The organism is Phyllobacterium sp. SYP-B3895 (assembly GCF_009647635.1).
Lineage (GTDB): Bacteria > Pseudomonadota > Alphaproteobacteria > Rhizobiales > Rhizobiaceae > Phyllobacterium > Phyllobacterium pellucidum.
In genome coordinates this window covers 885,909-906,976 of the sequence record NZ_WJIG01000001.1, presented here as the reverse complement: position 1 = coordinate 906,976, position 21,068 = coordinate 885,909, and the positions used below count along the sequence as shown (strand labels likewise).

General features: G+C 59.0%; 25 protein-coding genes. 8 read left to right on the top strand and 17 right to left on the bottom strand.

Annotated features, from left to right (window positions below; genetic code table 11):
* Positions 1-10: 10 nt before the first annotated feature.
* Together GF108_RS04340 and tesB are read right to left on the bottom strand one after the other, a co-directional pair.
* Positions 11-349, bottom strand: a complete 339-nt coding sequence (locus tag GF108_RS04340; RefSeq protein ID WP_027231016.1) for a P-II family nitrogen regulator — start codon at positions 347-349, stop codon at positions 11-13.
* A 247-nt stretch (positions 350-596) separates the two neighbouring features.
* Entirely contained in the window at positions 597-1,466 is an 870-nt protein-coding gene (gene tesB / locus GF108_RS04335; protein ID WP_153666985.1) for an acyl-CoA thioesterase II, read from the bottom strand.
* 96 nt (positions 1,467-1,562) lie between these two features.
* Here tesB and GF108_RS04330 point away from each other — a divergent pair, with 96 nt between their 5' ends.
* The gene (locus GF108_RS04330) at positions 1,563-2,786 is read left to right on the top strand and encodes a ubiquinone biosynthesis hydroxylase (RefSeq protein ID WP_153666984.1); all 1,224 of its coding nucleotides are present in this window, start codon (positions 1,563-1,565) and stop codon (positions 2,784-2,786) included.
* 41 nt (positions 2,787-2,827) lie between these two features.
* Here the strand turns inward: GF108_RS04330 and GF108_RS04325 are convergent, their stop codons facing one another.
* Both GF108_RS04325 and GF108_RS04320 read right to left on the bottom strand, forming a co-directional pair.
* On the bottom strand, positions 2,828-3,868 hold the full coding sequence (locus tag GF108_RS04325; protein WP_370462073.1) for an aldo/keto reductase: 1,041 nt from the start codon (positions 3,866-3,868) through the stop codon (positions 2,828-2,830).
* Positions 3,869-3,894: 26 nt separating this feature from the next.
* Positions 3,895-4,419, bottom strand: a complete 525-nt coding sequence (locus GF108_RS04320) for a hypothetical protein (RefSeq protein WP_091920855.1) — start codon at positions 4,417-4,419, stop codon at positions 3,895-3,897.
* Between the two features lie 159 nt (positions 4,420-4,578).
* Here GF108_RS04320 and GF108_RS04315 point away from each other — a divergent pair, with 159 nt between their 5' ends.
* Positions 4,579-5,016 carry an OsmC family protein gene (locus tag GF108_RS04315; RefSeq protein ID WP_027231011.1) on the top strand — a complete coding sequence of 146 codons (438 nt, stop codon included), beginning with the start codon at positions 4,579-4,581 and terminating at the stop codon, positions 5,014-5,016.
* A gap of 70 nt (positions 5,017-5,086) precedes the next feature.
* On the opposite strand, the gene GF108_RS04310 is transcribed toward GF108_RS04315, so the two are convergent.
* From GF108_RS04310 to GF108_RS04290, 5 genes are all read right to left on the bottom strand, one after another.
* Complete coding sequence (locus GF108_RS04310) at positions 5,087-5,866, bottom strand: succinate dehydrogenase iron-sulfur subunit (protein WP_091920854.1); 780 nt, start codon at positions 5,864-5,866, stop codon at positions 5,087-5,089.
* Between the two features lie 24 nt (positions 5,867-5,890).
* A complete protein-coding gene (gene sdhA / locus GF108_RS04305; RefSeq protein WP_153666983.1) occupies positions 5,891-7,723 on the bottom strand; it encodes a succinate dehydrogenase flavoprotein subunit in 1,833 nt (610 codons plus the stop codon).
* A gap of 8 nt (positions 7,724-7,731) precedes the next feature.
* On the bottom strand, positions 7,732-8,115 hold the full coding sequence (gene sdhD / locus GF108_RS04300) for a succinate dehydrogenase, hydrophobic membrane anchor protein (RefSeq protein WP_091947627.1): 384 nt from the start codon (positions 8,113-8,115) through the stop codon (positions 7,732-7,734).
* A 17-nt stretch (positions 8,116-8,132) separates the two neighbouring features.
* Positions 8,133-8,531 (bottom strand): succinate dehydrogenase, cytochrome b556 subunit, encoded by a 399-nt coding sequence (sdhC, locus tag GF108_RS04295; RefSeq protein ID WP_153666982.1) that lies wholly within the window; start codon positions 8,529-8,531, stop codon positions 8,133-8,135.
* Positions 8,532-8,901: 370 nt separating this feature from the next.
* Positions 8,902-9,375, bottom strand: coding sequence for a GNAT family N-acetyltransferase (locus tag GF108_RS04290; protein WP_027231006.1), 474 nt, complete (start codon positions 9,373-9,375; stop codon positions 8,902-8,904).
* 185 nt (positions 9,376-9,560) lie between these two features.
* Here GF108_RS04290 and GF108_RS04285 point away from each other — a divergent pair, with 185 nt between their 5' ends.
* The 3 genes from GF108_RS04285 (at position 9,561) to queF (ending at position 11,005) form a co-directional block, all read left to right on the top strand.
* Positions 9,561-9,971, top strand: coding sequence for a hypothetical protein (locus GF108_RS04285; RefSeq protein WP_153666981.1), 411 nt, complete (start codon positions 9,561-9,563; stop codon positions 9,969-9,971).
* Positions 9,972-10,304: 333 nt separating this feature from the next.
* Positions 10,305-10,547, top strand: coding sequence for a hypothetical protein (locus GF108_RS22680; protein ID WP_153666980.1), 243 nt, complete (start codon positions 10,305-10,307; stop codon positions 10,545-10,547).
* Positions 10,548-10,570: 23 nt separating this feature from the next.
* Positions 10,571-11,005, top strand: coding sequence for a preQ(1) synthase (gene queF / locus GF108_RS04275; protein ID WP_370462098.1), 435 nt, complete (start codon positions 10,571-10,573; stop codon positions 11,003-11,005).
* 66 nt (positions 11,006-11,071) lie between these two features.
* Here queF and leuC read toward each other — a convergent pair whose 3' ends face one another.
* The 6 genes from leuC to rimM form a co-directional block, all read right to left on the bottom strand.
* A complete protein-coding gene (gene leuC / locus GF108_RS04270; protein ID WP_027231001.1) occupies positions 11,072-12,481 on the bottom strand; it encodes a 3-isopropylmalate dehydratase large subunit in 1,410 nt (469 codons plus the stop codon).
* A gap of 130 nt (positions 12,482-12,611) precedes the next feature.
* The gene (locus tag GF108_RS04265; RefSeq protein ID WP_370462072.1) at positions 12,612-13,430 is read right to left on the bottom strand and encodes an amino acid ABC transporter permease; all 819 of its coding nucleotides are present in this window, start codon (positions 13,428-13,430) and stop codon (positions 12,612-12,614) included.
* On the bottom strand, positions 13,427-14,218 hold the full coding sequence (locus tag GF108_RS04260) for a transporter substrate-binding domain-containing protein (RefSeq protein WP_153666977.1): 792 nt from the start codon (positions 14,216-14,218) through the stop codon (positions 13,427-13,429). The genes GF108_RS04265 and GF108_RS04260 overlap by 4 nt, the downstream gene beginning before the upstream one ends.
* Before the next feature lie 169 nt (positions 14,219-14,387).
* Positions 14,388-14,834 (bottom strand): 50S ribosomal protein L19, encoded by a 447-nt coding sequence (gene rplS, locus GF108_RS04255; protein WP_027230999.1) that lies wholly within the window; start codon positions 14,832-14,834, stop codon positions 14,388-14,390.
* Between the two features lie 205 nt (positions 14,835-15,039).
* Positions 15,040-15,744, bottom strand: a complete 705-nt coding sequence (gene trmD / locus GF108_RS04250) for a tRNA (guanosine(37)-N1)-methyltransferase TrmD (protein WP_153666976.1) — start codon at positions 15,742-15,744, stop codon at positions 15,040-15,042.
* The gene (gene rimM / locus GF108_RS04245) at positions 15,741-16,322 is read right to left on the bottom strand and encodes a ribosome maturation factor RimM (protein WP_153666975.1); all 582 of its coding nucleotides are present in this window, start codon (positions 16,320-16,322) and stop codon (positions 15,741-15,743) included. Before rimM ends, trmD begins: the two co-directional genes overlap by 4 nt.
* A gap of 128 nt (positions 16,323-16,450) precedes the next feature.
* On the opposite strand from rimM, the gene GF108_RS04240 reads away from it, so the two are divergent.
* The 3 genes from GF108_RS04240 to GF108_RS04230 all read left to right on the top strand — a co-directional run bounded on the left by GF108_RS04240 (position 16,451) and on the right by GF108_RS04230 (position 19,002).
* Entirely contained in the window at positions 16,451-17,407 is a 957-nt protein-coding gene (locus GF108_RS04240) for a tyrosine recombinase XerC (RefSeq protein ID WP_153666974.1), read from the top strand.
* A gap of 82 nt (positions 17,408-17,489) precedes the next feature.
* Positions 17,490-18,557, top strand: coding sequence for a TraB/GumN family protein (locus GF108_RS04235; RefSeq protein ID WP_153666973.1), 1,068 nt, complete (start codon positions 17,490-17,492; stop codon positions 18,555-18,557).
* A gap of 118 nt (positions 18,558-18,675) precedes the next feature.
* Positions 18,676-19,002, top strand: coding sequence for a hypothetical protein (locus tag GF108_RS04230; RefSeq protein WP_210386053.1), 327 nt, complete (start codon positions 18,676-18,678; stop codon positions 19,000-19,002).
* Positions 19,003-19,074: 72 nt separating this feature from the next.
* Here GF108_RS04230 and lpdA read toward each other — a convergent pair whose 3' ends face one another.
* Both lpdA and GF108_RS04220 read right to left on the bottom strand, forming a co-directional pair.
* Complete coding sequence (lpdA, locus tag GF108_RS04225; RefSeq protein ID WP_153666972.1) at positions 19,075-20,478, bottom strand: dihydrolipoyl dehydrogenase; 1,404 nt, start codon at positions 20,476-20,478, stop codon at positions 19,075-19,077.
* Positions 20,479-20,525: 47 nt separating this feature from the next.
* On the bottom strand, positions 20,526-21,050 hold the full coding sequence (locus GF108_RS04220; RefSeq protein ID WP_113279977.1) for a hypothetical protein: 525 nt from the start codon (positions 21,048-21,050) through the stop codon (positions 20,526-20,528).
* Positions 21,051-21,068: the final 18 nt, after the last annotated feature.

Below are 21,068 nucleotides of genomic sequence, written 5' to 3'. Positions count from 1 at the left end.
AACCCCTAATTCACAGCGCGTCGGTATTGGTTTCGCCGGTGCGGATACGAACAGCCTGCTCGATGCTGAGGACGAATATCTTGCCGTCACCGATCTGGCCGGTCTTGGCAGCCGTGGTGATGGCTTCAACCGCGGTGTCGACGAGTTCTGACGCGACTGCGATTTCGATCTTCAGCTTGGGAAGAAAGCTGACCGCATATTCGGCCCCGCGATAAATTTCGGTATGCCCCTTCTGGCGGCCATATCCCTTCACCTCGGTGACGGTCAGGCCCTGGATGCCGACAGCGGTGAGGGCTTCGCGCACCTCATCCAGCTTGAACGGCTTGATGATAGCCATCACAATTTTCATTCAACTACCCCTGCGCTAGCGCGGCACCTTCAGAGTGGAATTACCTGAAGGCATGACCGCGTTGGACCCATCGCCTCAAGCATGCGCCATTGGTGACTGGTCAGGAGTATTCAAGTTCCGTGCCAGAATCGGACGATAGATTTAAGTACTTGATATTTAATGTGTATTTTTCACAAAATGGTACTATTGCACATTTTTCCATGTGCACTGATTAAATAATAGGCAAATGTAAGTGGCTGGTTAAATCTCACACCTTTGCATGCACACGAATTAGGCCTTCTTGCGCTGTGGAGGCGATGAGGGTGCCGTCGCGGCCATAAAGAGTGCCACGGGTAAGGCCCCGCGCGCCTGATGCGCTGGGGCTGTCTGCCGTATAAAGCAGCCAGTCGTCGAAGTTGCAGGGACGGTGGAACCACATGGCGTGATCAAGGCTCGCGACCTGGAGGTCGCGGTCGAATATCGAGCGCCCATGCGCGTAAAGCGATGTATCGAGCAGGGTCATGTCGGAAAGATAGGCAAGGACGGCTGCCTGCACTGCCCGGTCGGCCGGCACCGGACCCGTCGTCTTGATCCATACGTTTTGCTCCGGCGGCAATTTCTCGCGCGAGAAATAATGCGTCAGCGACAACGGCTTCAATTCAATCGGACGATCCTGCTCCCAATATCTGCGAATGTTTTCAGGTGCATTCTGCAGGTACTGTTGCTTCAGATCCTTGTCGCTGATCAGTTGCTCCGGCGGCGTAATATCGAGCGGACGTGGGACCTGATGCTCCAGGCCGCCCTCCTCGATCTGGAAGGAGGCTTCGAGCGAAAAGATCGCATGCCCATGCTGTATTGCGACCACGCGCCTGGTCGTGAAGCTGGAGCCATCGCGGATGCGATCGACTTCATAGATGATGGGCACTTTCGGGTCGCCGGCACGCATGAAATAGCCGTGAAGGGAATGGACATGGCGCGATGAATCGACAGTCCGCTGCGCTGCGACCAGCGCCTGGCCAATGACCTGTCCGCCGAAGACGCGCTGCCAGCCTACCTGCGGACTGCGACCTCGAAACAGGTTGTGTTCAAGCGTCTCAAGGTCGAGTATGGACAAAAGCTCTTTCATGGCTTTGGACATGGACGGTCATCTCCCTACGAGGCGTTTTACCTGACGCTTGCAACAGGAACGGACCGACAAGTCAAGCGTTTGCAGTGGCGGCAAGAGGAGGCAAACATGGCGCAACGAACGACCGATATCATCATAGCCGGTGCAGGCTATGTCGGCCTTGCCACTGCCGTGGCCCTCAAATCTTCGGCCGCTCATCTTGGCGTCACTGTCATTGACGCGGCGCCCAAGGGCGTGTGGCGCAATGATACGCGTGCCTCGGCTATTGCAGCGGCGGCGAGCCGCATGCTCGACCGGCTTGGCTGCTGGGAGGAGATACTTCCAGAGGCACAGCCTATCACCGAGATGATCGTCACCGATTCGCGCACATCTGACCCCGTGCGCCCGGTGTTCCTCACATTCAATGGCGAGGTCGAGCCCGGCGAGCCTTTCGCTCATATGGTTGAAAATCGCATCCTCAATGCGTCGTTGCGTAAGAAGGCCGAAGCGCTTGGCGTCACGTTTATCGAAGGGGCGCCAGTCGAAGGTTTCGAGCATGGCGAGGCACATCTCACCGTCCGTCATTCCGGTGACAATACCCTCGATACGAGGCTGTTGATTGCCGCTGATGGGGTCAAGTCGCGGCTGCGCGACATGGCGAACATCAAGACGGTCAATTGGGAATACGGCCAGTCCGGCATCGTCTGCACCGTTAGCCACGAACGCCCGCACCATGGCCGCGCTGAAGAACATTTCCTGCCCGCCGGTCCATTCGCAATCTTGCCGCTCAAGGGCAACCGTTCGTCTCTGGTCTGGACCGAACGGACGGCAGATGCCGAGCGCCTTGTCCAGGAGGATGATTTCCTTTTCGAAGCAGAGCTCGAGCAGCGGTTCGGGCTCAAGCTTGGCGAACTCCATGTCGAAGGCGGGCGCAAGGCCTTCCCGCTCGGTCTGACCTTGGCGCGCGATTTCGTCAAGCCGCGTTTCGCCCTCGCCGGCGATGCGGCGCATGGCATCCACCCGATTGCCGGACAGGGGCTCAACCTCGGCTTCAAGGACGCGGCAGCGCTGGCCGAAACGATTGTGGATGCGGACCGGCTGGGGCTCGACATCGGCTCGGTGGCCGTACTCGAGCGCTATCAGACGTGGCGACGCTTCGACACGGTGCAGATGGGCGTCACCACCGACGTGCTAAACCGGCTGTTCTCGAATGACAATTTGCCGGTGCGCGCCTTGCGCGATTTCGGCCTCGGCCTTGTCGAACGCATGCCACGCCTAAAGGGCTTCTTCATTCGCCAGGCTGCCGGCCTCTCGACCTCGGCGCCAAAGCTGTTGCAGGGGCAGGCAATTTAATGAATTGTGCGCGGCAAAGCCGCGCACATTCCGGGCAAAAATCAGAGCGGCCGCGGAAAGCGGCGATGAATAGCTTCGATCTCCGCCAGAATCTCCGGCGAGAGCGATAAGTCTGCCGCACCGATATCGACCTTCAACTGCTCCATCGTCGTCGCACCAATTATGACGGAGGTCATGAATGGCCGGGTGAGGGCAAAGGCGATGCCTAGCTGCGCCACATCGACACCGTGCTTGTGCGCGAGATCGATATAGGCTCGCACCGCCGGCGCCGAATGCTCATTGTTACGCCACAGGCCGCCCGGCTGGATCGAGCCGCGGGTCCCTTCAGGCACCTTGCCATCGAGATACTTGCCGGTGAGAACGCCGGACGCCAGCGAGGAATAGGCGAGCAGGCCAACGTCTTCATGATGGCTGAGTTCGGCAAGGTCGAGATCGAAGGCGCGCTGCAGCAAGCCATATTCGTTCTGCACCGAGGCGACGCGCGGCAGGTTCTCCCTTTCGGAAAGCTTGAGCCACTGGCCAATACCCCAAGCGGTTTCGTTGGAAAGACCGATGTGGCGGATCTTGCCCTCCTTGACCATATCGTTGAGGCCCTGCAGCGCATCCTCGATCTGGACGGGCACCTCGGCCTTGTTCTGCGTGTGCGGCGCATAGTGCCAGCCGTTACCGAAATGATAGTGGCCGCGGGCGGCGTAATGCACTTGATAGAGATCGATATAATCGGTCTGCAGGCGCCGGAGGCTGCCCTCCACGGCTTCGCGCACCGAACGCCGGCTCGGTTTGGCACCGTCGCGGATCCAGCCATTGCCGCCACCGGAGATCTTCGTGGCGAGGACAAACTTGTCGCGCTTGCCGGTCTTCTTGAACCACGTGCCGATATAGGTCTCGGTCTTGCCAAAGGTCGCGGGACTCGCCGGTATGGCGTAGACCTCCGCCGTATCCATGAAATTGATCCCGTTATCGAGCGCATAGTCGATCTGTCGATGTGCGTCTTCTTCGGTGTTCTGCACGCCCCAGGTCATGGTGCCGAGGCAAATTTCCGTGACGTCTATATCCGTCCGGCCAAGCTTTTTCAGTTTCACGGGGTTTTCCTGTTCGGTGTCGTTGATCAGTTGACTTGAAAGCCAAGCCTTTGCCTGAGCTTTCTGACCCGCTGCTTGTAGTGCTGTGTGGGAGGCACGGCCGCAGCGGTCTCTTCCAGCATATCAAGCAATTCGCACTTTTCCACTTCGCTCAATCTTTGATTGATGAAAGGCGTGGTTTTTTCAATCACCGTGACTGTATCGCCGATCTGGTCGCATGCCCATCGGGCATAGATGACCGCTTCGTCAACCTGCAGGCAATTTGTGACCTTGAGCAGGACTTTTCTGACCGCGCCGGTATGCCGATCGTCGATCATCTCGTCTTCCGAGATAATAGCTAGAATTATGGTAGCGGCAGCGTGCACCGGATCGTTGATTGCAGTGAGCGGCGAATTTTCCGCCTGCATCCTGATTTTTCGGCGCCGAAAATGTCCCCTTATCCGCCCGGCCTCATCGGCGATGTCGCTTGCCGCCCTGCCCAGGAACATGAGCCTGTACCACCAGAAAACCCCGCCGCCCAGCAACCCGAGCACAAGCAGAACAATATGCATGATCCAAAAATCCCGCGCAAATTGGCAATCTCTACGTCAAGGCAAGCGCTGGGTAAATTAGTCGATGGAATAATGCCGGGCGGTGGTTATGATGGAAACACCGTGCCTTTGCGCGGAACGCTTTTCGACATCACTCCAGATCAAATCAGGGAGATACCAATGGACAGACAGGCAACCGCAATCTGGAAGGGAACTCTCACGGAAGGTTCAGGCACGCTCGACACACAAAGCGGCGCGCTCAAAAGCCTGCCCTATAATTTCAAGGCGCGTTTTCAGGACGAAAGCGGCACGTCCGGCACCAATCCGGAGGAATTGCTGGCAGCGGCGCATGCCGGGTGCTTTGCCATGCAATTGTCCCATTTCCTCGCCGAGAACGGCACCCCGGCCGAGAACCTCGACGCCAAGGCCAAGGTGACAATCAGCCCTGCTGCCGGCGGCGGCTTCGAGATCACCAAGAGCGCTCTTACTCTCGTCGGAACAGTTCCGGGTATTGATGACGCGACCTTCGCCAAGCTCGCCGCACAGGCCAAGGCAACCTGCCCGCTTTCGAAGGCGCTCGGTGCGATCGAAGTAACGCTGGACGCCAAGCTGGGATAATCTGAAACCCATGCAATAAATGAAACGGGCGCTCAGGGCGCCCGTTTCTGCAGGTTCAACGGCATTGGTCTCAGATTCGGCGTTCCACCATCATCTTCTTGATTTCGGCGATGGCCTTTGCGGGGTTTAGCCCCTTCGGACAAGTCTGCGCGCAATTCATGATCGTGTGGCAGCGATAGAGCCGGAACGGGTCCTCAAGGTTATCGAGGCGCTCGCCAGTCGCTTCATCGCGGCTGTCGATGAGCCAGCGATAGGCCTGCAGCAGCACGGCCGGTCCAAGATAGCGGTCGCCGTTCCACCAATAGCTTGGGCACGATGTCGAGCAGCATGCACACAAGATGCACTCATAGAGGCCATCCAGCTTGGCGCGGTCCTCATGGCTCTGCAGCCATTCCTTGGCGGGTTCCGGCGAGACCGTCTTGAGCCAGGGTTCGATCGAACGGTGCTGTGCATAGAAGTTGGAAAGATCCGGCACCAGATCCTTCACCACCGGCAGATGCGGCAGCGGATAGATTTTTACCGGTCCCTTGATCTCGTCCATGCCCTTGGTGCAGGCGAGCGTATTGGTGCCATCGATATTCATTGCGCATGAGCCGCAAATGCCTTCGCGGCAGGAGCGCCGGAGTGTCAGCGTCGGATCGATCTTGTTCTTGATCCACAGCAGTCCGTCGAGGACCATTGGCCCGCAATCGTCGAGATCGACATAATACGTATCGATACGCGGGTTTTCGCCATCATCCGGCGACCAGCGATAGATACGATACTCCCGCAGATTGTTGGCGCCCTGCGGCCTGTCCCAGGTCTTGCCCGGGCGCATCTGCGAGTTCTTGGGAAGTGCAAGTTCAACCATGATGCCCTAAAGCCTTTCCCTTGCTCAGTAAACGCGCGCCTTGGGCGCGATCTTGGCGAGGCTGATGCCCCCATCCTCTTCCCGGACCAGCGGGTCGAGATGGACCGGGCGGTAGCCGAGCGTGACCTTGCCATCCGGAGCCAGCCAGGCAAGGCTGTGCTTGCGCCAGTTGACGTCATCGCGACTGGGGAAATCCTCGTGCGCGTGGGCACCGCGGCTTTCCTTGCGCGCCTCGGCGGCAACGACGGTCGTCAGGGCATTTGCCATCAGGTTTTCGAGTTCGAGCGTTTCGACGAGATCCGAGTTCCAGATCATCGAACGGTCGGTGACCTTGATGTCCGGTAGCTCGCTCCAAATCTTTTCCATGCGTTCCACACCGGACTTCAGCGATTCGGACGTCCGGAATACGGCAGCGTCTTCCTGCATGGTGCGCTGCATCTTCTCGCGCAGCACCGCTGTCGGCGTTCCGCCGCTGGCGTGGCGCAGGCGATCGAACCGATCCATGATCCTGTCGACGGAGGCGCCGTTGATGTCCGGCACCTTGGCATTGCGGTCGATTACCTCGCCGGCGCGGATCGCCGCCGCGCGACCGAAGACGACAAGGTCGATCAGCGAGTTGGAGCCAAGGCGATTGGCTCCGTGTACCGAGGCGCAACCCGCTTCGCCCACTGCCATCAGGCCGGGCTGGATACGGTCGGGATCTGCTGTGGTCGGGTTCAGTGCTTCACCCCAATAATTGGTCGGAATGCCGCCCATATTGTAGTGGACCGTAGGCAAGACCGGGATCGGCTCGCGTGTCAGATCGACGCCGGCAAAAATCTTGGCCGATTCCGAAATGCCGGGCAGCCGCTCATGCAGGACGGCCGGATCGAGATGGTCGAGATGCAGGAAGATATGATCCTTGTTCTTGCCGACACCGCGACCCTCGCGGATTTCAAGCGTCATGCAACGCGAAACCACGTCGCGTGACGCCAGATCCTTGGCGGATGGGGCATAGCGCTCCATGAACCGCTCGCCTTCCGAATTGACAAGATAGCCGCCCTCGCCGCGCGCGCCCTCGGTGATCAGGCAGCCGGCGCCGTAAATTCCGGTCGGATGGAACTGGACGAACTCCATGTCCTGCAAGGGTAGGCCGGCACGCGCCACCATGCCGCCGCCATCACCGGTGCAGGTGTGCGCGGAGGTTGCGGAGAAATAGGACCGGCCGTAGCCGCCCGTCGCCATCACCACCATCTTCGCGGCGAAGCGATGGATCGTGCCATCATCGAGGTTCCAGGCGACGACGCCCGTAATGGTGCCCTCTTCATCCTGAATGAGATCGAGTGCGAAATATTCGATGAAGAACTGCGCATTGTTGCGCAGGGACTGGCCGTAGAGTGTGTGCAGGATGGCGTGGCCCGTACGGTCAGCTGCGGCGCAGGTGCGCTGCACCGGAGGCCCGTCGCCATAGTTCATCATGTGACCGCCAAACGGTCGCTGATAGATCTTGCCTTCCTCGGTTCGCGAGAACGGCACGCCGTAATGCTCGAGTTCATAGACCGCCGCCGGCGCTTCCCGCGCCAGATATTCCATGGCATCGGTGTCGCCGAGCCAGTCGGAGCCCTTGACCGTGTCATACATATGCCACTGCCAGGAATCCGGGCCCATATTGCTGAGCGAGGCGGCGATGCCGCCTTGCGCCGCGACCGTATGCGAGCGGGTGGGGAAGACCTTGGTGATGCATGCCGTCTTGAGGCCCTGCTCGGCCATGCCAAGCGTTGCGCGCAAGCCGGCGCCGCCTGCTCCGACCACGACCACGTCGAACTTGTGGTCAACGAATGTATAGGCCTTGCCGGCCGTATTTTCTGTAGCTGCCATAATGTGGCTCAGCCTCCAAAGCTTAGCTTGAGGATGGCAAAGATGCTGACGACGCCAACCGCCAGCGTGAAGAAGGTGTTGAGCATCAAAAGGACGATCTTCGACCCTTCGCCATGGACGTAATCTTCAATGATCACCTGCATGCCGAGTCGCATGTGATATAGGGCGGAAATGATCACCATCAACAGGACCAATGCCGTCAGCGGATGGGAAAGCGCGGCTTTCGTTTCCGCATAGCTGGCTCCATGCAGGGAGAGGATCAGTCCGATAAAAAACAGAAGCAGGGGCACGTTGGCAACGGCCGTCAGCCGTTGGCGCCAGAAGTGCTCGGTGCCTTCCCTGGCGGAACCCAATCCGCGAACCTTGCCGAGCGGCGTGCGCATGTCGCCCATCGTTCCGCCTCCTTGTTCTAGGCTATTGTGAATGCGGCGATCCAGACGAGGATCGTCAGCGTGACCGAAAGAATGAGCGAGCCCCAGGCCATCTTGGTGGTGGTTTCTTTTTCGAGGCCGCGTCCCGTATCCCAAATCAGGTGGCGGATGCCGCCGATCATGTGATGGATGAGCGCCCAGGTGTAGCCGAGCAGAACCAGAAGACCGAGCCACGAGCCGTAAATCGCATTGACGAAGTTGAAATAGTCTTCGCCGATCGCTGCCGCGATCAACCACCAGGCAACCAGCAGCGTGCCGACATAAAGCGCCGCACCGGTAACGCGGTGGACGATCGACATGACCATGGTTGGGATTGGCTTGTAGATCTGCAAATGCGGCGACAGGGGCCGGTTTGCATGTATTGATGACTTGCTCATGGCGTTTCCAAATTGAGCGCCTCACCTCGAATGGCGGGCAGGGCCGAAAGGCTGCGAGAGGCAATTTAGAAGGGTTTTAATCCGGTTTTTGCACTGCGTCAAAGCCCTTTCCGCACCCTCATGCTGCGAAATGGCTCCAATAGCAAGCACTTATGGTTTATTCATAAAATTCAATCGTTTAAACCGGCAAAATGGCTCCATAATTGATAGGAGCGGCATTATTGTTCACTGCAAAAAATACTTGATTGAGTCTCTCCAGTTCATATCCCTGACGCCGTCCCGAAGGCACTGCGCAGCTATTTTGGTGGCGACGCAGCCTGTCTCGCACGCGACGTGTTACACCGCAAAACAACCCTTCGTTGCGGACAATCTATTGATTGCCAAAGCGTATGATGAAGCTTGTCCAGTCGGCCGGCGCCGCGACCTGCTCGTACAGCTTGCGACCGTCCTCTGGAATGCGCGGGGCATTAAGCGACAGCTTGGTCCAGCCGCGCTCCTCGGCCTTGTCGGCGAGGACATCGATCAATGCCTTGGCGATGCCTTTGCCGCGGTGATCGTGGTGCACGTAGATATGATCGACCTGGCCGGCGCGCATGCCTGAAACCGGTTCCGGCAGATCGTAGAAGATGACAAAACCCACAAGTTGACCATCGAGGCGCGCACCCGCGATCTCGGCGGCGCGGTCGCGCAACAGGTTTTCGGCGTAGTAATCGTCGGGGCGGCGCGGTGCGCCGCGCTTCAATGCTTGCGCGTAGCTGGCGAGCAGGGGCGCGAACTCATGGGCATGGCTAAGATGGAGCTGCGAAATGTCGATTGCGTGCTCGTCCGTGGTCTTCTTGGTCATGTCGGCTTCCATCCCTTGGATCGCACCGGTCGAGCCGGTTTGTTGGCGCCAAGGATTGGTTGATTTGCCGGGCCCGTCAACCAGCAGCGCGGATGAAAATCGATTTGATTAGCGATGGGCAGATGACAATTGTTAATAAAAGATTAATGCTGCGATCAAGGAAGCTAGCCGATGAGGGATGACAAATGTCCTTGATGCAAAGTGTGTTGTTGAAATCGTCAGTTGCATCCGTTGCACTCGCGCTGTTGCTGGTTCCGCAACTTGCGGCCGCGAACGGCAACAATGCCAGCAACGCCTATGGCGACGAGTACGGCAACGTCGTCCTGCACGAAGAGGGCGGACCAAAGATCATCTTTGTCGGCGCTTCTGCGGCAAAGTCCGATACGCTTGGCCGGGACATCCGTCGACAGGTTCCGGTCTATAAGCGTGGCAAGGGTCCGGCGGTGATCTCGCCTGTCAGCGATCCACGTGTGGTTGGAACCGTTCCCCCTCCCAATACGGGCTGCGACAGTCCGCTCGTCATCCAGGGACGCGGCTATATGTATGGCCTCGATTGGAACGAAACGCCCGTCATCGCTCACCCCGGCTGCGAGTAGACCTCCCCGCTGCGCCTGAAGGGGCTCGACGGGATTGGCGTTTCGCCGAAACTGATCCAGACCCGCGGCAACGAGTTCAAACTTGTCTATCGCAGAGACAAAGCGAGGTTCATCCCTCGCGCTTTACGACGCTTTCCTTCGAGCATTTCCATCTGAAACTCTTGACCTCATCGGTGATCGGGCGCAAACCGCCGCGCATGTGCATCTGCAGCGGCCTATTGCCTCGCCCATCCGCTTTGGCGGCTGAGCACGTAGACACATAAATTGATCGGCTTGCCCTAACGACAAGCCTTGGCGGGCGCCTGTATTGCGCCATAGCTGACCGAGGACAACATGCGAATTTTTATCGACTTTAACTTTGAAGCGGCGCACCGTTTGCCGCATTCCTTTCCCGACGGCCACGAGAACAAGCGGCTGCACGGCCAAAATTTCCTGGATCCGAAGCGCAAACTGATCACCGACCTCGGTGCTGTCAAATCGTGCGCCGACAGTGCAGGACTCGGCATATACCGCGCCAGCCGCGGCGAGGGCTTCGATTACAATGGCGAGTTCGAGACAAGAAAGGCAGCAGCATGAGCCACTATGCAGATGAGGCAACAATGCTCGGCAAGGATGTCAAGATTCCGCAGCATCCCGATGAAGCCGTGCTTGATGCCGTCCCCAACCCACAGGCCGGAACGCTGTTTCTTGCGCGCTTCACCTGCCCGGAGTTCACGTCGCTCTGCCCGGTTACCGGCCAGCCCGACTTCGGCCATCTGATGATCGATTATGCGCCGGGTGAGTTCCTGCTGGAATCGAAGTCGCTCAAGCTCTTCCTTTTCAGCTTCCGCAACCACGGCGCATTCCACGAAGATTGCACGGTGGGTATCGGCAAGCGCATCGTCGACGCCATCAGGCCACAATGGCTACGCATCGGCGGCTACTGGTATCCGCGCGGCGGGATTCCGATCGATGTGTTTTGGCAATCGGCGCCGGCACCCGAGGGGCTTTGGCTGCCTGACCAGGGCGTTCAGCCCTATCGCGGGCGGGGCTGAGCTTCAAAGCCTAAAGGCGCTGCCGACAAACAGTAGCACCCTCCCCGGAGGGGAGGGCAACAGCGATTATTTCCAATCGCGGATGTCGATGAAGTGACCGGCGATCGCGGCGGCTGCGGCCATTGCCGGAGAAACAAGGTGCGTGCGGCCCTTGAAGCCCTGGCGGCCCTCGAAATTGCGGTTCGACGTGGACGCGCAACGTTCGCCCGGCTTCAGGCGGTCGTCATTCATGGCAAGGCACATGGAGCAACCCGGCTCACGCCAATCGAACCCGGCTTCCTTAAAGATCTTGTCGAGTCCCTCGGCTTCCGCCTGCTGCTTGACGATGCCGGAGCCCGGAACGATCATGGCATCGACGTGCTCGCTGACCTTGCGGCCTTCAACGACCTTGGCGACAGCGCGCAGATCTTCGATGCGGCCATTGGTGCATGACCCGATGAAGACGCGGTCGAGCTTGATGTCGGTGATCGGCGTTCCGGGCTTCAGGCCCATATAGTCGAGCGCGCGCCACTTCGAACTGCGCTTCGTCTCGTCGGCGATGTCGTCCGGATTGGGCACGGTGCCCGTCACAGAGACGACGTCTTCCGGCGAAGAACCCCAGGAAACGATGGGCGGAAGTTCCGCCGCATTGAGCACGACAACCTTGTCGAAATGCGCACCCTCGTCGGTGTGAAGCGTCTTCCAATAGTCGATCGCCATGTCCCAGGCCTGGCCCTTCGGCGCGCGCGGCTTGTCCTTGACGTAGGCGAAAGTGGTTTCATCTGGCGCTATGAGTCCGGCGCGGGCTCCGCCTTCGATCGACATGTTGCAGATCGTCATGCGGCCTTCCATGGACAGGTCGCGGATCGCCTCGCCAGCATATTCGATAACGTAACCGGTGCCACCGGCCGTGCCGATCTCGCCGATGATGGCGAGGATGATGTCCTTGGCGGTGACCCCTTGCGGCAGCTTGCCGTCGACGCGCACCAACATGTTCTTGGCCTTTGACTGGATCAGCGTCTGCGTGGCGAGCACGTGCTCGACCTCGGACGTGCCGATGCCATGGGCGAGCGCCCCGAAGGCGCCATGGGTGGAGGTGTGGCTATCGCCGCAAACGATCGTCATGCCGGGCAGGGTAAAGCCCTGCTCGGGCCCGATGATGTGGACGATGCCCTGGCGAATATCCTTCTCCGAATAATATTCGACGCCGAAATCCGCGGCGTTCTTGGCAAGCGCCTCAACCTGGATGCGGCTTTCTTCGTTCTTGATGCCGTTGACCCGGTCGGGCGAAGTCGGAACGTTGTGGTCGACCACGGCAAGCGTCTTTTCCGGATGACGCACCTTGCGCCCGGTCAGGCGAAGACCTTCGAAAGCCTGCGGGCTTGTCACTTCATGGACAAGATGGCGATCAATATAGAGGAGGCATGTGCCGTCTTCCTGCTGATCGACCAGATGGTCATCCCAAATCTTGTCATAAAGTGTGCGTGGCGCAGTCATAGTTCTATCCTCGGCACGGTTTTGTGCTTTTCAATTATTTCGTGGACATATGCACTTGAGGTCCAGTTACGTCAAGAAACAAGCGAGAAAAGTAATATTCCGGCGACAAAGCGCCGCTCTTCGCGCCGATTCAGCGACGGTCGGACCGCCCCAGTCTTCGTTCGATCCATCGCAATGCAAGTGACAGGCTGATAGTCAGGAGAAGGTAGATATAGGCAACGACCGAATAGGTTTCAAAAAAGCGGAATGAACCGGAGGCATAGACTTTTCCCATCTGCGTGACGTCGACCACACCCAGCACCGAGACCAGCGACGAATCTTTCACCATCGAGATAAAATCATTGCCGTAAGGTGGTAGGATCGTGCGGATTGCCTGCGGCATGACGATCAGCCGGAAGCGCTGCAGCCGCGTGAGACCCAGCGCCTTGGCTGCTTCTATCTGTCCCTTGTCGACCGCCTGGATGCCTGCCCTGAATATCTCGGCAAGAAACGCCGCATAAGCGAGCATCAACGCAATGATCGCCCGCCAAAGCAACGAAAAATCCCGCACGAGGGCCGGTTCGATCAAGCCAGCGCTTTGCAGCGGTTGAGAAAGAAAATTCCACAGCGAAACCAGCGCCGGAACGCCGACAAAGGCGATATAAAACAGCAGCACGAGAAGCGGCACGCCGCGCACGACCTCGACGTAGAAGCGCGCTGCCTGCCTTATTGCGATATGGTCCGAGAGGCTCATGACGGCGAGCGCCAGACCCAGCACGGAAGCGAGGCAAAATGCGAGAAGCGACACCCAGACCGTGATCCAGATGCCTTGTGACACGGTCGCGAAAACTTGCCCGTAGATCGGGCTGACGAGAATGGCGATGCCGAGCGCGATGGCAATCGTTCCGGCAACAACCAGCCACCATGGGAAGTCCGGCTTGACTGCGCGTGAAGGTCTGGCGCTTGTCACTGCCCGAGCTTGTAGTCGAGGAACCATTTCTTGTTGAGCGCTTCGAATGTGCCGTCGGCCTTAAGCGCCGCAATTGCTGCATCGACGGGGGCCTTCAGGTCCGACCCCTTGGGAAATATGAAGCCGAAATCCTCGGCACCAAGTGGCCCGCCGATCAGCTTCAGCTTGCCGCCGGACGCATCGACGTAGCCTTTGCCCGCAGTGCTGTCGGTCAGGACGAGGTCGACGTCACCCGTCTTCAACGCTTCGATTGTCGCGCCGAATGTCTCGAAGAGCTTGATGCGCGGATTCTGCTCATTGCCGTCAAGCACGTTATAGACAGCGACGTAGAAGTTGGTCGTACCCGGCTGCGATCCGACCAGCGTGTCCTTGACCTCAGCAAAGCTCTTCGGATCGGTGAAGCGTTTCTCGTCGCTGCGCACGAGCATGAATTGCTCGGATCGCATATAGGGTTCTGAGAAGTCGATCTTCTGCTTGCGCTCGTCATTGATTGTGATGCCGTCCATACCGATCTGGTACTGGTTGTCGGACACCGCCTGGATCATCGCGTCCCAACTCGTATTGAGATATTCGACCTGGAAGTTGAGCCGCTTGGCGATCTCGTTCATGGCATCATATTCCCAACCAATCGGCTTGCCGGTCTTGGGATCAACGAACTGCAGAGGCGGGTAGGCGTTCTCGGTAACGATGGCAACCTTCTTGCCGCCAAGGTCAGGCAGGTCTGCTGCAAAAGCGGTAAACGGCAGCGCGGCGAGCATAAGCCCGGCTATCAAAACGGATCGCAACATTATCTCAGCCCCTCATTCGTCTGAAGCGAAACAGATTTCACCTTGGCGTTGAGCCGTCAATCCCGCAAGGGTCGCAATCCTACTGTCAGTTGTGAACGGGGGCAAAATTACTCCGAAAATGAAAAAGGCGGCCCGAAGACCGCCTTGTTCAAATCCATGGAGCCTGCGCTTATTCGGCAGCCGGTGCCTTGGCGACGGTGGCTTCCGAAACAGTCTCGGCAGTGCCGGTAGCCGGAACCGCGGTCTTGCCCTTGCGGTTGTCCTTCTTCTCGGCAATGCGGGCAGCCTTACCAGTCAGGCCGCGCAGGTAGTAGAGCTTGGCGCGGCGAACCTTGCCGCGGCGAACGAGCTCGACGCCCTCGACCAACGGGGAATAGATCGGGAAAACGCGCTCGACGCCTTCGCCGTAGGAAATCTTGCGAACCGTAAAGTTCTCGTTGAGGCCAGCGCCGCTGCGGGCGATGCATACGCCTTCATAGGCCTGAACGCGGGTGCGCGTACCTTCGGTAACGCGTACGTTGACGCGGACCGTGTCGCCCGGCTTGAAATCCGGAAGGGTGCGCTTGGCTTCGATCTTTGCCTTCTGTTCTGCGTCGAGCTGACGAATAATATCCATCGTCTTCATCCTTTACGTTCTTCTCGAACAGTCAGAGCGCTCGGCACTTGGCACGCAGCATATTTGGCCGCGTTTCTATGCCTCAAGGGAGGCAGGAGCGAATTCACCATTCATTGATTAATGGATCCGGATTTTTCCGGAGTTGGCGGGCAGATACACCATTAAAGCCGGTTTGTCACCTCCGTGCGTCAATCTTTTTACCCAGCTATCGCTTCGTCCGTTTGCCATGGGCATCCCAGAGGTCTTGCCGCCGCTCTCGCGTCAAACGCTCGGCTTCGGCACGCCGCCACTTCTCGATCGCCCCATGGTTGCCGGAAAGGAGAACATCGGGGATACGCCTCCCCTCCCATTCCTGCGGCTTGGTATAATGCGGATGCTCAAGCAATCCCGTCTCAAAACTTTCAGTCTCACCTGACAGCGCATTGCCCATCACCCCGGGCAAAAGCCTTACGATGGCATCGAGAACGACGATCGCAGCAGTTTCGCCGCCGGAAAGAATGTAGTCGCCGATCGAGACCTCCTCGAACTGCCGCGCTTCGATCAGTCTCTCGTCCACGCCCTCGAAGCGCCCGCACAGGATAATGGCACCCGGGCCGTCGGCAAGCTGGCGCACACGCTCTTGCGTGAGCGGCTTGCCGCGCGGGCTCATGAAAAGTTTGGGCCTGCCATCGGCCACGTGATCAACCGCGCGCCCGAGGACATCAGGCTTCATGACCATGCCTGCGCCGCCGCCCGCCGGTGTATCGTCGACCATGCGGTGCTTGTCGGTGGCAAAGTCGCGAACTTGCACCGTTTCGAGTGACCAGGCTCCCTCGTTGAGCGCTTTCCCGGCAAGCGAGATGCCGAGCGGGCCCGGAAACATTTCGGGATAAAGCGTCAGGACCGTGGCGCGGAACCCCTCACTGCTCATGGCTTGGTGTTTCCCCCGGATTCTCCCCCGAGTTGCCGCCGCCGCTCTTCGGCCTCGTCGGCATCGGGGATAAGACCTGCGGCCACGGGATCGATGACGACATGTCCCGCCTTCACGTCCACGCTCGGCACGGCTGCCTGCGTGAACGGAACAAGCATCGGTCGCTTGCCATGCATGGTCAGTTCGAGGAGATCGCCGCCGCCGAAATCGAACATGGCGGACACTTTGCCGAACGTGTTGCCATCGGCGTCTACAGCCTCAAGTCCAATCAGGTCGGAGTGGTAGTACTCGTCTTCATCAAGGTCCTGCGGCAATTGCGAACGGTCGATGAAGAGCGTCGTGCCGTTAAGCGCTTCCGCCATGTTGCGGTCGTTCACGCCGCGAAAGCGCACGACGACAACGGTTTTCGCCGGCCGGATATCGAGAACCTCGAAGGGCCGGCCGGTTTCGTCGTAAAGCATCCCGTAATCGCCAAGCGCCATGGGATCGCCGGTGAATGTTTTTACCCTGAGTTCGCCTCGCGTGCCGTGTGCAGCGCCGATCACTGCCAATTGCACTGGATCTTTCAACTTTGCCATGACGTTCCGTACTGAAGTTTCGAGTTTTTGGATTAGCCTTTCTACGGCGAAACGCCAAGCAAAACCAGAAACGAACCGGAAAGGACTCCTGTGGCACTGTCGCGGCGATGGTTAAAAGGAGCGATGCAATGGGCGCAGTACCGAAGCCGGCCGAGTTTCTTGTCTCCGCCCGTCCGGATCTCGTGGACGCCCGCGAGAACTGGCTGAAATCATTGAAGAACACACGCCGGCTCGCCGCCAATACGCTCGATGCCTATGAGCGCGATACGCGCCAGTTCTTCCAGTTCCTGACGGGACATCTCGGCGAGCCGCCGGCGCTGAAGGATGTTGCGACGTTGCGGATCGTCGACCTCCGCTCCTTCCTTGCAAGGCGGCGCAACGATGGCGCAGGCGCCCGCACGCTCGGGCGCGGGCTCGCCGGCATACGCTCGTTTCTGCGCTTTCTGGAAAAGCAGGGCATGGCCAATGCCGCCGCATCCATCGCCATCCGATCGCCCCGCCAGCCAAAATCCCTGCCAAAACCGCTGACCATGATCGATGCACGGCGGGTGGTTGAAAAGGGCGAACAGCTCAATGAAGAACCCTGGATTGCGGCACGCAACGCCGCAGTACTGACGCTGCTTTATGGATGCGGCCTGCGCATCTCGGAAGCGCTCGGCCTTGACGGCGGGGCACTCACCGATCCCGATGCGCGTTCCATTCCTATCACCGGCAAGGGCGGCAAGACCCGCATGGTGCCGTTGCTACCCATCGTGCATCGCGCTGTCGCAGAGTATCGCAAGCTCTGCCCCTATGACCTTGCGGAAGGAACGCCCCTTTTCCGGGGCGCGCGCGGGGGTGAGCTTCATCCCGCGATCATTCAGCGCGACATGCAGAAAATGCGCAGTGCGCTTGGGCTGCCCGATACGGCGACCCCGCACGCTCTTCGCCACTCCTTTGCAACGCATCTTCTTGGTCGGGGCGGCGATCTGCGCACCATTCAGGAGCTCCTCGGCCACGCCAGCCTTTCGACGACCCAAGTCTATACCGGTGTCGACAGCGAGCGGCTCCTGGAAATCTACGAAAAGGCGCATCCGCGCGCTTGAAATGTCGGGGCAATTCATATTCGAGACAATTTGCAGGTAGAGATTAACACTTTCTCGGCAGGCCCCTTGGTAAAAGTCCGGCATGGACAATCAGGATATCTCCGTCATATTCGACCGTATAGCAGATCGCCTGCTCCAGTTGCTGGCGGCACTGAGCTGGCTCTTGCTCGCATCGTTCTTCGTCGTTGCCCTTGGCGCAGCGCGCGCCCATGCGGATGATTTGAGCTGTGGAGGCCACGATATTATCGCTGCAATGGCGAAATCCGAGCCCGCGAAGCTTGAAACACTGCAAAAGCAGGCGGCTGCAAGTGAGAACGGCACGGGGCTCCTGTGGAAGATTGAAAAGCCCCGCATCAGGCCGTCCTATCTTTTCGGAACCATGCATCTTACCGATCCGCGCGTGCTCAACCTGTCGGACGCAACGCAGGCTGCGTATCAGGGCGCCGATACGGTCGTCATCGAAACTGATGAAGTGCTCGATCCCAAGGCGCAATTTAAAATTCTCGCCGAGACCCCTGAACTGATGATGTTTACGGATGCAACCACGCTCGACAAGCTTATTCCGAAGGACAAGGTCGATGCCGTCAAGGCGGCGCTTCAGCAGCGCGGTCTGACACTCGCCGCGGTCAACCGCATGCAGCCCTGGATGCTGACCAGCATGCTCGCCATGCCGGCTTGCGAACTCGCCCGCACCAAGGACGGGACCGCCTTTCTCGACATCAAGCTGGCGCGGGATGCGCAGGCGGCAGGCAAAAAGGTTGCGGGGCTCGAGACGATAAAGGACCAGCTCGGCGCCATGGCGTCGCTACCGATGCAGTTCCATATCGATGGTCTCATGGAAACGCTCGCTCTCGGTCCACGACTGAACGACATCTTCGAGACGATGACCGTCCTCTACACGAAGGGCGAAATCGGCATGATCTTCCCTCTGATGCGCTCCGTCTCGCCCGATGGCGTCGAAAGCGGTAGTAGCTACGCCGCCTTTGAAGAAACGATGGTCAATGCCCGCAACCGCGTCATGGCTGATCGGGCTTCTCCGATAATAGATCAGGGTAATGCCTTTATCGCCGTTGGTGCCCTCCACCTTCCGGGCAAGGATGGCCTCGTTTCGTTGCTGCGAAACAAGGGCTATCTGGTGAGCGCGGAGTAACCGCGATCGCTCGAGCATGTGTGCATCGCAGCATAAGGCGGGTCGCTTTTTGGAACTTATTTGAAAAGCAGCCGTTTTCCTTCCATTGGACGCCCTGAAATGTCATGGAGGACACGAAATGACCTATGATCCAAACCTGCAGCAACGGCCGATAGAGACCGAACCTTTGAACCCGAGAGCAACGGCGAAGTCGGGCTCAAGCGGTTTTCTTATCGCAGGTATTCTGATCGCTGCACTGATCGTTGGCGGCTATTTCTATCTGAACAGCGGTAGCAACGAGATGACCGCACCGGCACCGACTGCGCCCGCTACGACGACAGCTCCGGAACCGGCAAAGCCTGAACCGAACGCGATGGCTCCGGCAACGCCGGCACCGGCACCTGCCGAAACTGCTCCGGCACCGACGACCACGCCGGCACCGGCTGCTCCGGCGCCTGCTCAGTAAGTTTGAGCATTACGATGAATGCAAAAAAGGCCCGGATATCCGGGCCTTTTTCGTAACCTTTGGAATCAACCGTCACATGTGAATAGCTTTGGCGAAGGTCGCGAGCGCGGCTTCGCGAACAGCCTCGGACATGGTCGGGTGGGCATGCGTGGTCCGTGCCAGATCTTCCGAAGAACCGCCGAATTCCATGAGCACGGTCGCTTCGTGGATCATCTCTCCGGCCCCATAACCGAGGATGTGCACGCCGAGAACCTTGTCGCTCGCCTTGTCCGCCAAAATCTTGACGAAACCATCGGTGTGAAGCATGGCGCGGGCGCGTCCGTTGGCGGTGAACGGGAACTTGCCGACCTTGTAGTCGATGCCAGCCGCCTTCAATTCTTCCTCGGTCTTACCCACCGACGCGACTTCAGGTTGGGTATAGACGACGCTCGGGATCGCATCATAATTCACATGGCCCGCCTGCCCTGCGAGGATTTCCGCAACGGCAATACCTTCGTCCTCGGCCTTGTGCGCCAGCATCGGCCCGGCGACGACGTCGCCGATCGCGTAGATGCCCGCAACGTTGGTCTGCCAATGATCGTTGATCGCGACGCGCCCGCGCTCGGTGGCAATCCCGGCTTCTTCAAGACCGAGCGCGTCGGTATAGGGCCGGCGCCCCGTGGAAACGAGTACCGCATCGGCCTCCAACGTCTGGGGGTCGCCGCCCTTTACCGGTTCGAAGGTAACTTTCGCGCCCTTCCCGGCTTTCTCGACGCCCATGACCTTTGCGCCCATCTTGAACTCGATGCCCTGCTTTTCGAGCATGCGCTGGAACTGCTTGGACACGTCACCGTCCATCGGCCCGAGAATCTTGTCCAGATATTCGACGACAGTCACCTTCGATCCGAGACGGCTCCAAACCGATCCGAGTTCGAGGCCGATGACGCCGCCCCCGACAACGATCAGGCTTTCGGGGACCTTCTGAAATTCGAGCGCACCCGTCGACGAAACAATGACCTTTTCGTCGAAATCGACATTTACACCCGGAATGCCCGCGACGTCCGAGCCAGTGGCTATCACGATGTTCTTCGTCTCGATCTCCTGGACAGTACCGTCGTCAGCGGTCACCGAAACTTTGCCGGCGCCGATGATCTTGCCCGTACCAATGAAGGCATCGATCTTGTTCTTCTTGAACAGGAACGCGACGCCGTTGACGTTGGCGTCCACCGTCGCATCCTTGTGCGCCAGCATGGCCGGCAAGTTCAGCTTCAGCGTACCGACTTCGACGCCGAGGGTGGCATGGGAATGGCCGGCCTCGTGAAACACTTCGGACGCATGCAGCAGAGCCTTTGAGGGGATGCAGCCGATATTCAGGCAGGTGCCGCCAAAGGTGGCGCGCTTCTCGACCACCGCGGTCTTCAGGCCAAGCTGCGCAGCCTTGATCGCGCAGACATAGCCACCCGGACCCGTTCCGATGACGACGACATCATATGCCATAACTCAATCCTTCTCTTGTGACGCTGTGCGCGATCCGCCCGGCGCGATTACTGCTCGGGCACGCATTCTTTGAAACGAAAGACTTCCCAGGGAAAAGCTTCGACAGGCTTGTCGAGCTTGAAATTGTAGCGGGTCATGGCGCTGGTAAGGTCCGGCAGCAGCAAGGCCTGCGCCGCAGGTTCCTTGGCCTTGGGCAGGAGGTCCGCGTCGGCCCCCTCGGTCAGCGCATAGATGACGCCCTGCCAAACGGTGCAGGTATCAAGCTCCTCACCGGTCTTCGCGGGCGGACATTTATAGGAGATCGTCCCATTCGGCCGGGCAACTTCTTCGGTCCAGGCAACGACGCCATCAAGCCGAAGATCGGTTTCGTTCAACTGAAGCGAAAACTCGTTGGAGGCATCCTCCGCATCATCGGGAACACGCTTGAAGGTCAGCGTATAGTCGTCGTCCTTGTCGGTATAGACGGCACGATCCTGCGTGCACGCGGCAAAGACCGGCGTTGCGAGCAGCGGCATGCTCGCTGCAAGAACAGCGGCGAGATGCAGACGGTGGAGACGTTTCAGTGACCCCATCAGTTCTTGCTCGCCTGC

Excerpts from the sequence above, each read along its gene's own strand:
- queF (WP_370462098.1), top strand. The coding sequence starts at position 10,571 with ATGCTCGGCAAGGATGTCAAGATTCCGCAGCATCCCGATGAAGCCGTG.
- GF108_RS04285 (WP_153666981.1), top strand. The coding sequence starts at position 9,561 with ATGTCCTTGATGCAAAGTGTGTTGTTGAAATCGTCAGTTGCATCCGTT.
- GF108_RS04310 (WP_091920854.1), bottom strand. The coding sequence starts at position 5,866 with ATGGTTGAACTTGCACTTCCCAAGAACTCGCAGATGCGCCCGGGCAAG.
- GF108_RS04320 (WP_091920855.1), bottom strand. The coding sequence starts at position 4,419 with ATGCATATTGTTCTGCTTGTGCTCGGGTTGCTGGGCGGCGGGGTTTTC.
- trmD (WP_153666976.1), bottom strand. The coding sequence starts at position 15,744 with ATGAGCAGTGAGGGGTTCCGCGCCACGGTCCTGACGCTTTATCCCGAA.
- GF108_RS04315 (WP_027231011.1), top strand. The coding sequence starts at position 4,579 with ATGGACAGACAGGCAACCGCAATCTGGAAGGGAACTCTCACGGAAGGT.
- sdhD (WP_091947627.1), bottom strand. The coding sequence starts at position 8,115 with ATGGGCGACATGCGCACGCCGCTCGGCAAGGTTCGCGGATTGGGTTCC.
- GF108_RS04330 (WP_153666984.1), top strand. The coding sequence starts at position 1,563 with ATGGCGCAACGAACGACCGATATCATCATAGCCGGTGCAGGCTATGTC.
- GF108_RS22680 (WP_153666980.1), top strand. The coding sequence starts at position 10,305 with ATGCGAATTTTTATCGACTTTAACTTTGAAGCGGCGCACCGTTTGCCG.
- lpdA (WP_153666972.1), bottom strand. The coding sequence starts at position 20,478 with ATGGCATATGATGTCGTCGTCATCGGAACGGGTCCGGGTGGCTATGTC.
- GF108_RS04260 (WP_153666977.1), bottom strand. The coding sequence starts at position 14,218 with ATGTTGCGATCCGTTTTGATAGCCGGGCTTATGCTCGCCGCGCTGCCG.
- rplS (WP_027230999.1), bottom strand. The coding sequence starts at position 14,834 with ATGGATATTATTCGTCAGCTCGACGCAGAACAGAAGGCAAAGATCGAA.
- GF108_RS04230 (WP_210386053.1), top strand. The coding sequence starts at position 18,676 with ATGACCTATGATCCAAACCTGCAGCAACGGCCGATAGAGACCGAACCT.
- GF108_RS04240 (WP_153666974.1), top strand. The coding sequence starts at position 16,451 with ATGGGCGCAGTACCGAAGCCGGCCGAGTTTCTTGTCTCCGCCCGTCCG.
- GF108_RS04340 (WP_027231016.1), bottom strand. The coding sequence starts at position 349 with ATGAAAATTGTGATGGCTATCATCAAGCCGTTCAAGCTGGATGAGGTG.
- GF108_RS04235 (WP_153666973.1), top strand. The coding sequence starts at position 17,490 with ATGGACAATCAGGATATCTCCGTCATATTCGACCGTATAGCAGATCGC.
- rimM (WP_153666975.1), bottom strand. The coding sequence starts at position 16,322 with ATGGCAAAGTTGAAAGATCCAGTGCAATTGGCAGTGATCGGCGCTGCA.
- sdhC (WP_153666982.1), bottom strand. The coding sequence starts at position 8,531 with ATGAGCAAGTCATCAATACATGCAAACCGGCCCCTGTCGCCGCATTTG.
- leuC (WP_027231001.1), bottom strand. The coding sequence starts at position 12,481 with ATGACTGCGCCACGCACACTTTATGACAAGATTTGGGATGACCATCTG.
- sdhA (WP_153666983.1), bottom strand. The coding sequence starts at position 7,723 with ATGGCAGCTACAGAAAATACGGCCGGCAAGGCCTATACATTCGTTGAC.
- tesB (WP_153666985.1), bottom strand. The coding sequence starts at position 1,466 with ATGTCCAAAGCCATGAAAGAGCTTTTGTCCATACTCGACCTTGAGACG.
- GF108_RS04220 (WP_113279977.1), bottom strand. The coding sequence starts at position 21,050 with ATGGGGTCACTGAAACGTCTCCACCGTCTGCATCTCGCCGCTGTTCTT.
- GF108_RS04290 (WP_027231006.1), bottom strand. The coding sequence starts at position 9,375 with ATGACCAAGAAGACCACGGACGAGCACGCAATCGACATTTCGCAGCTC.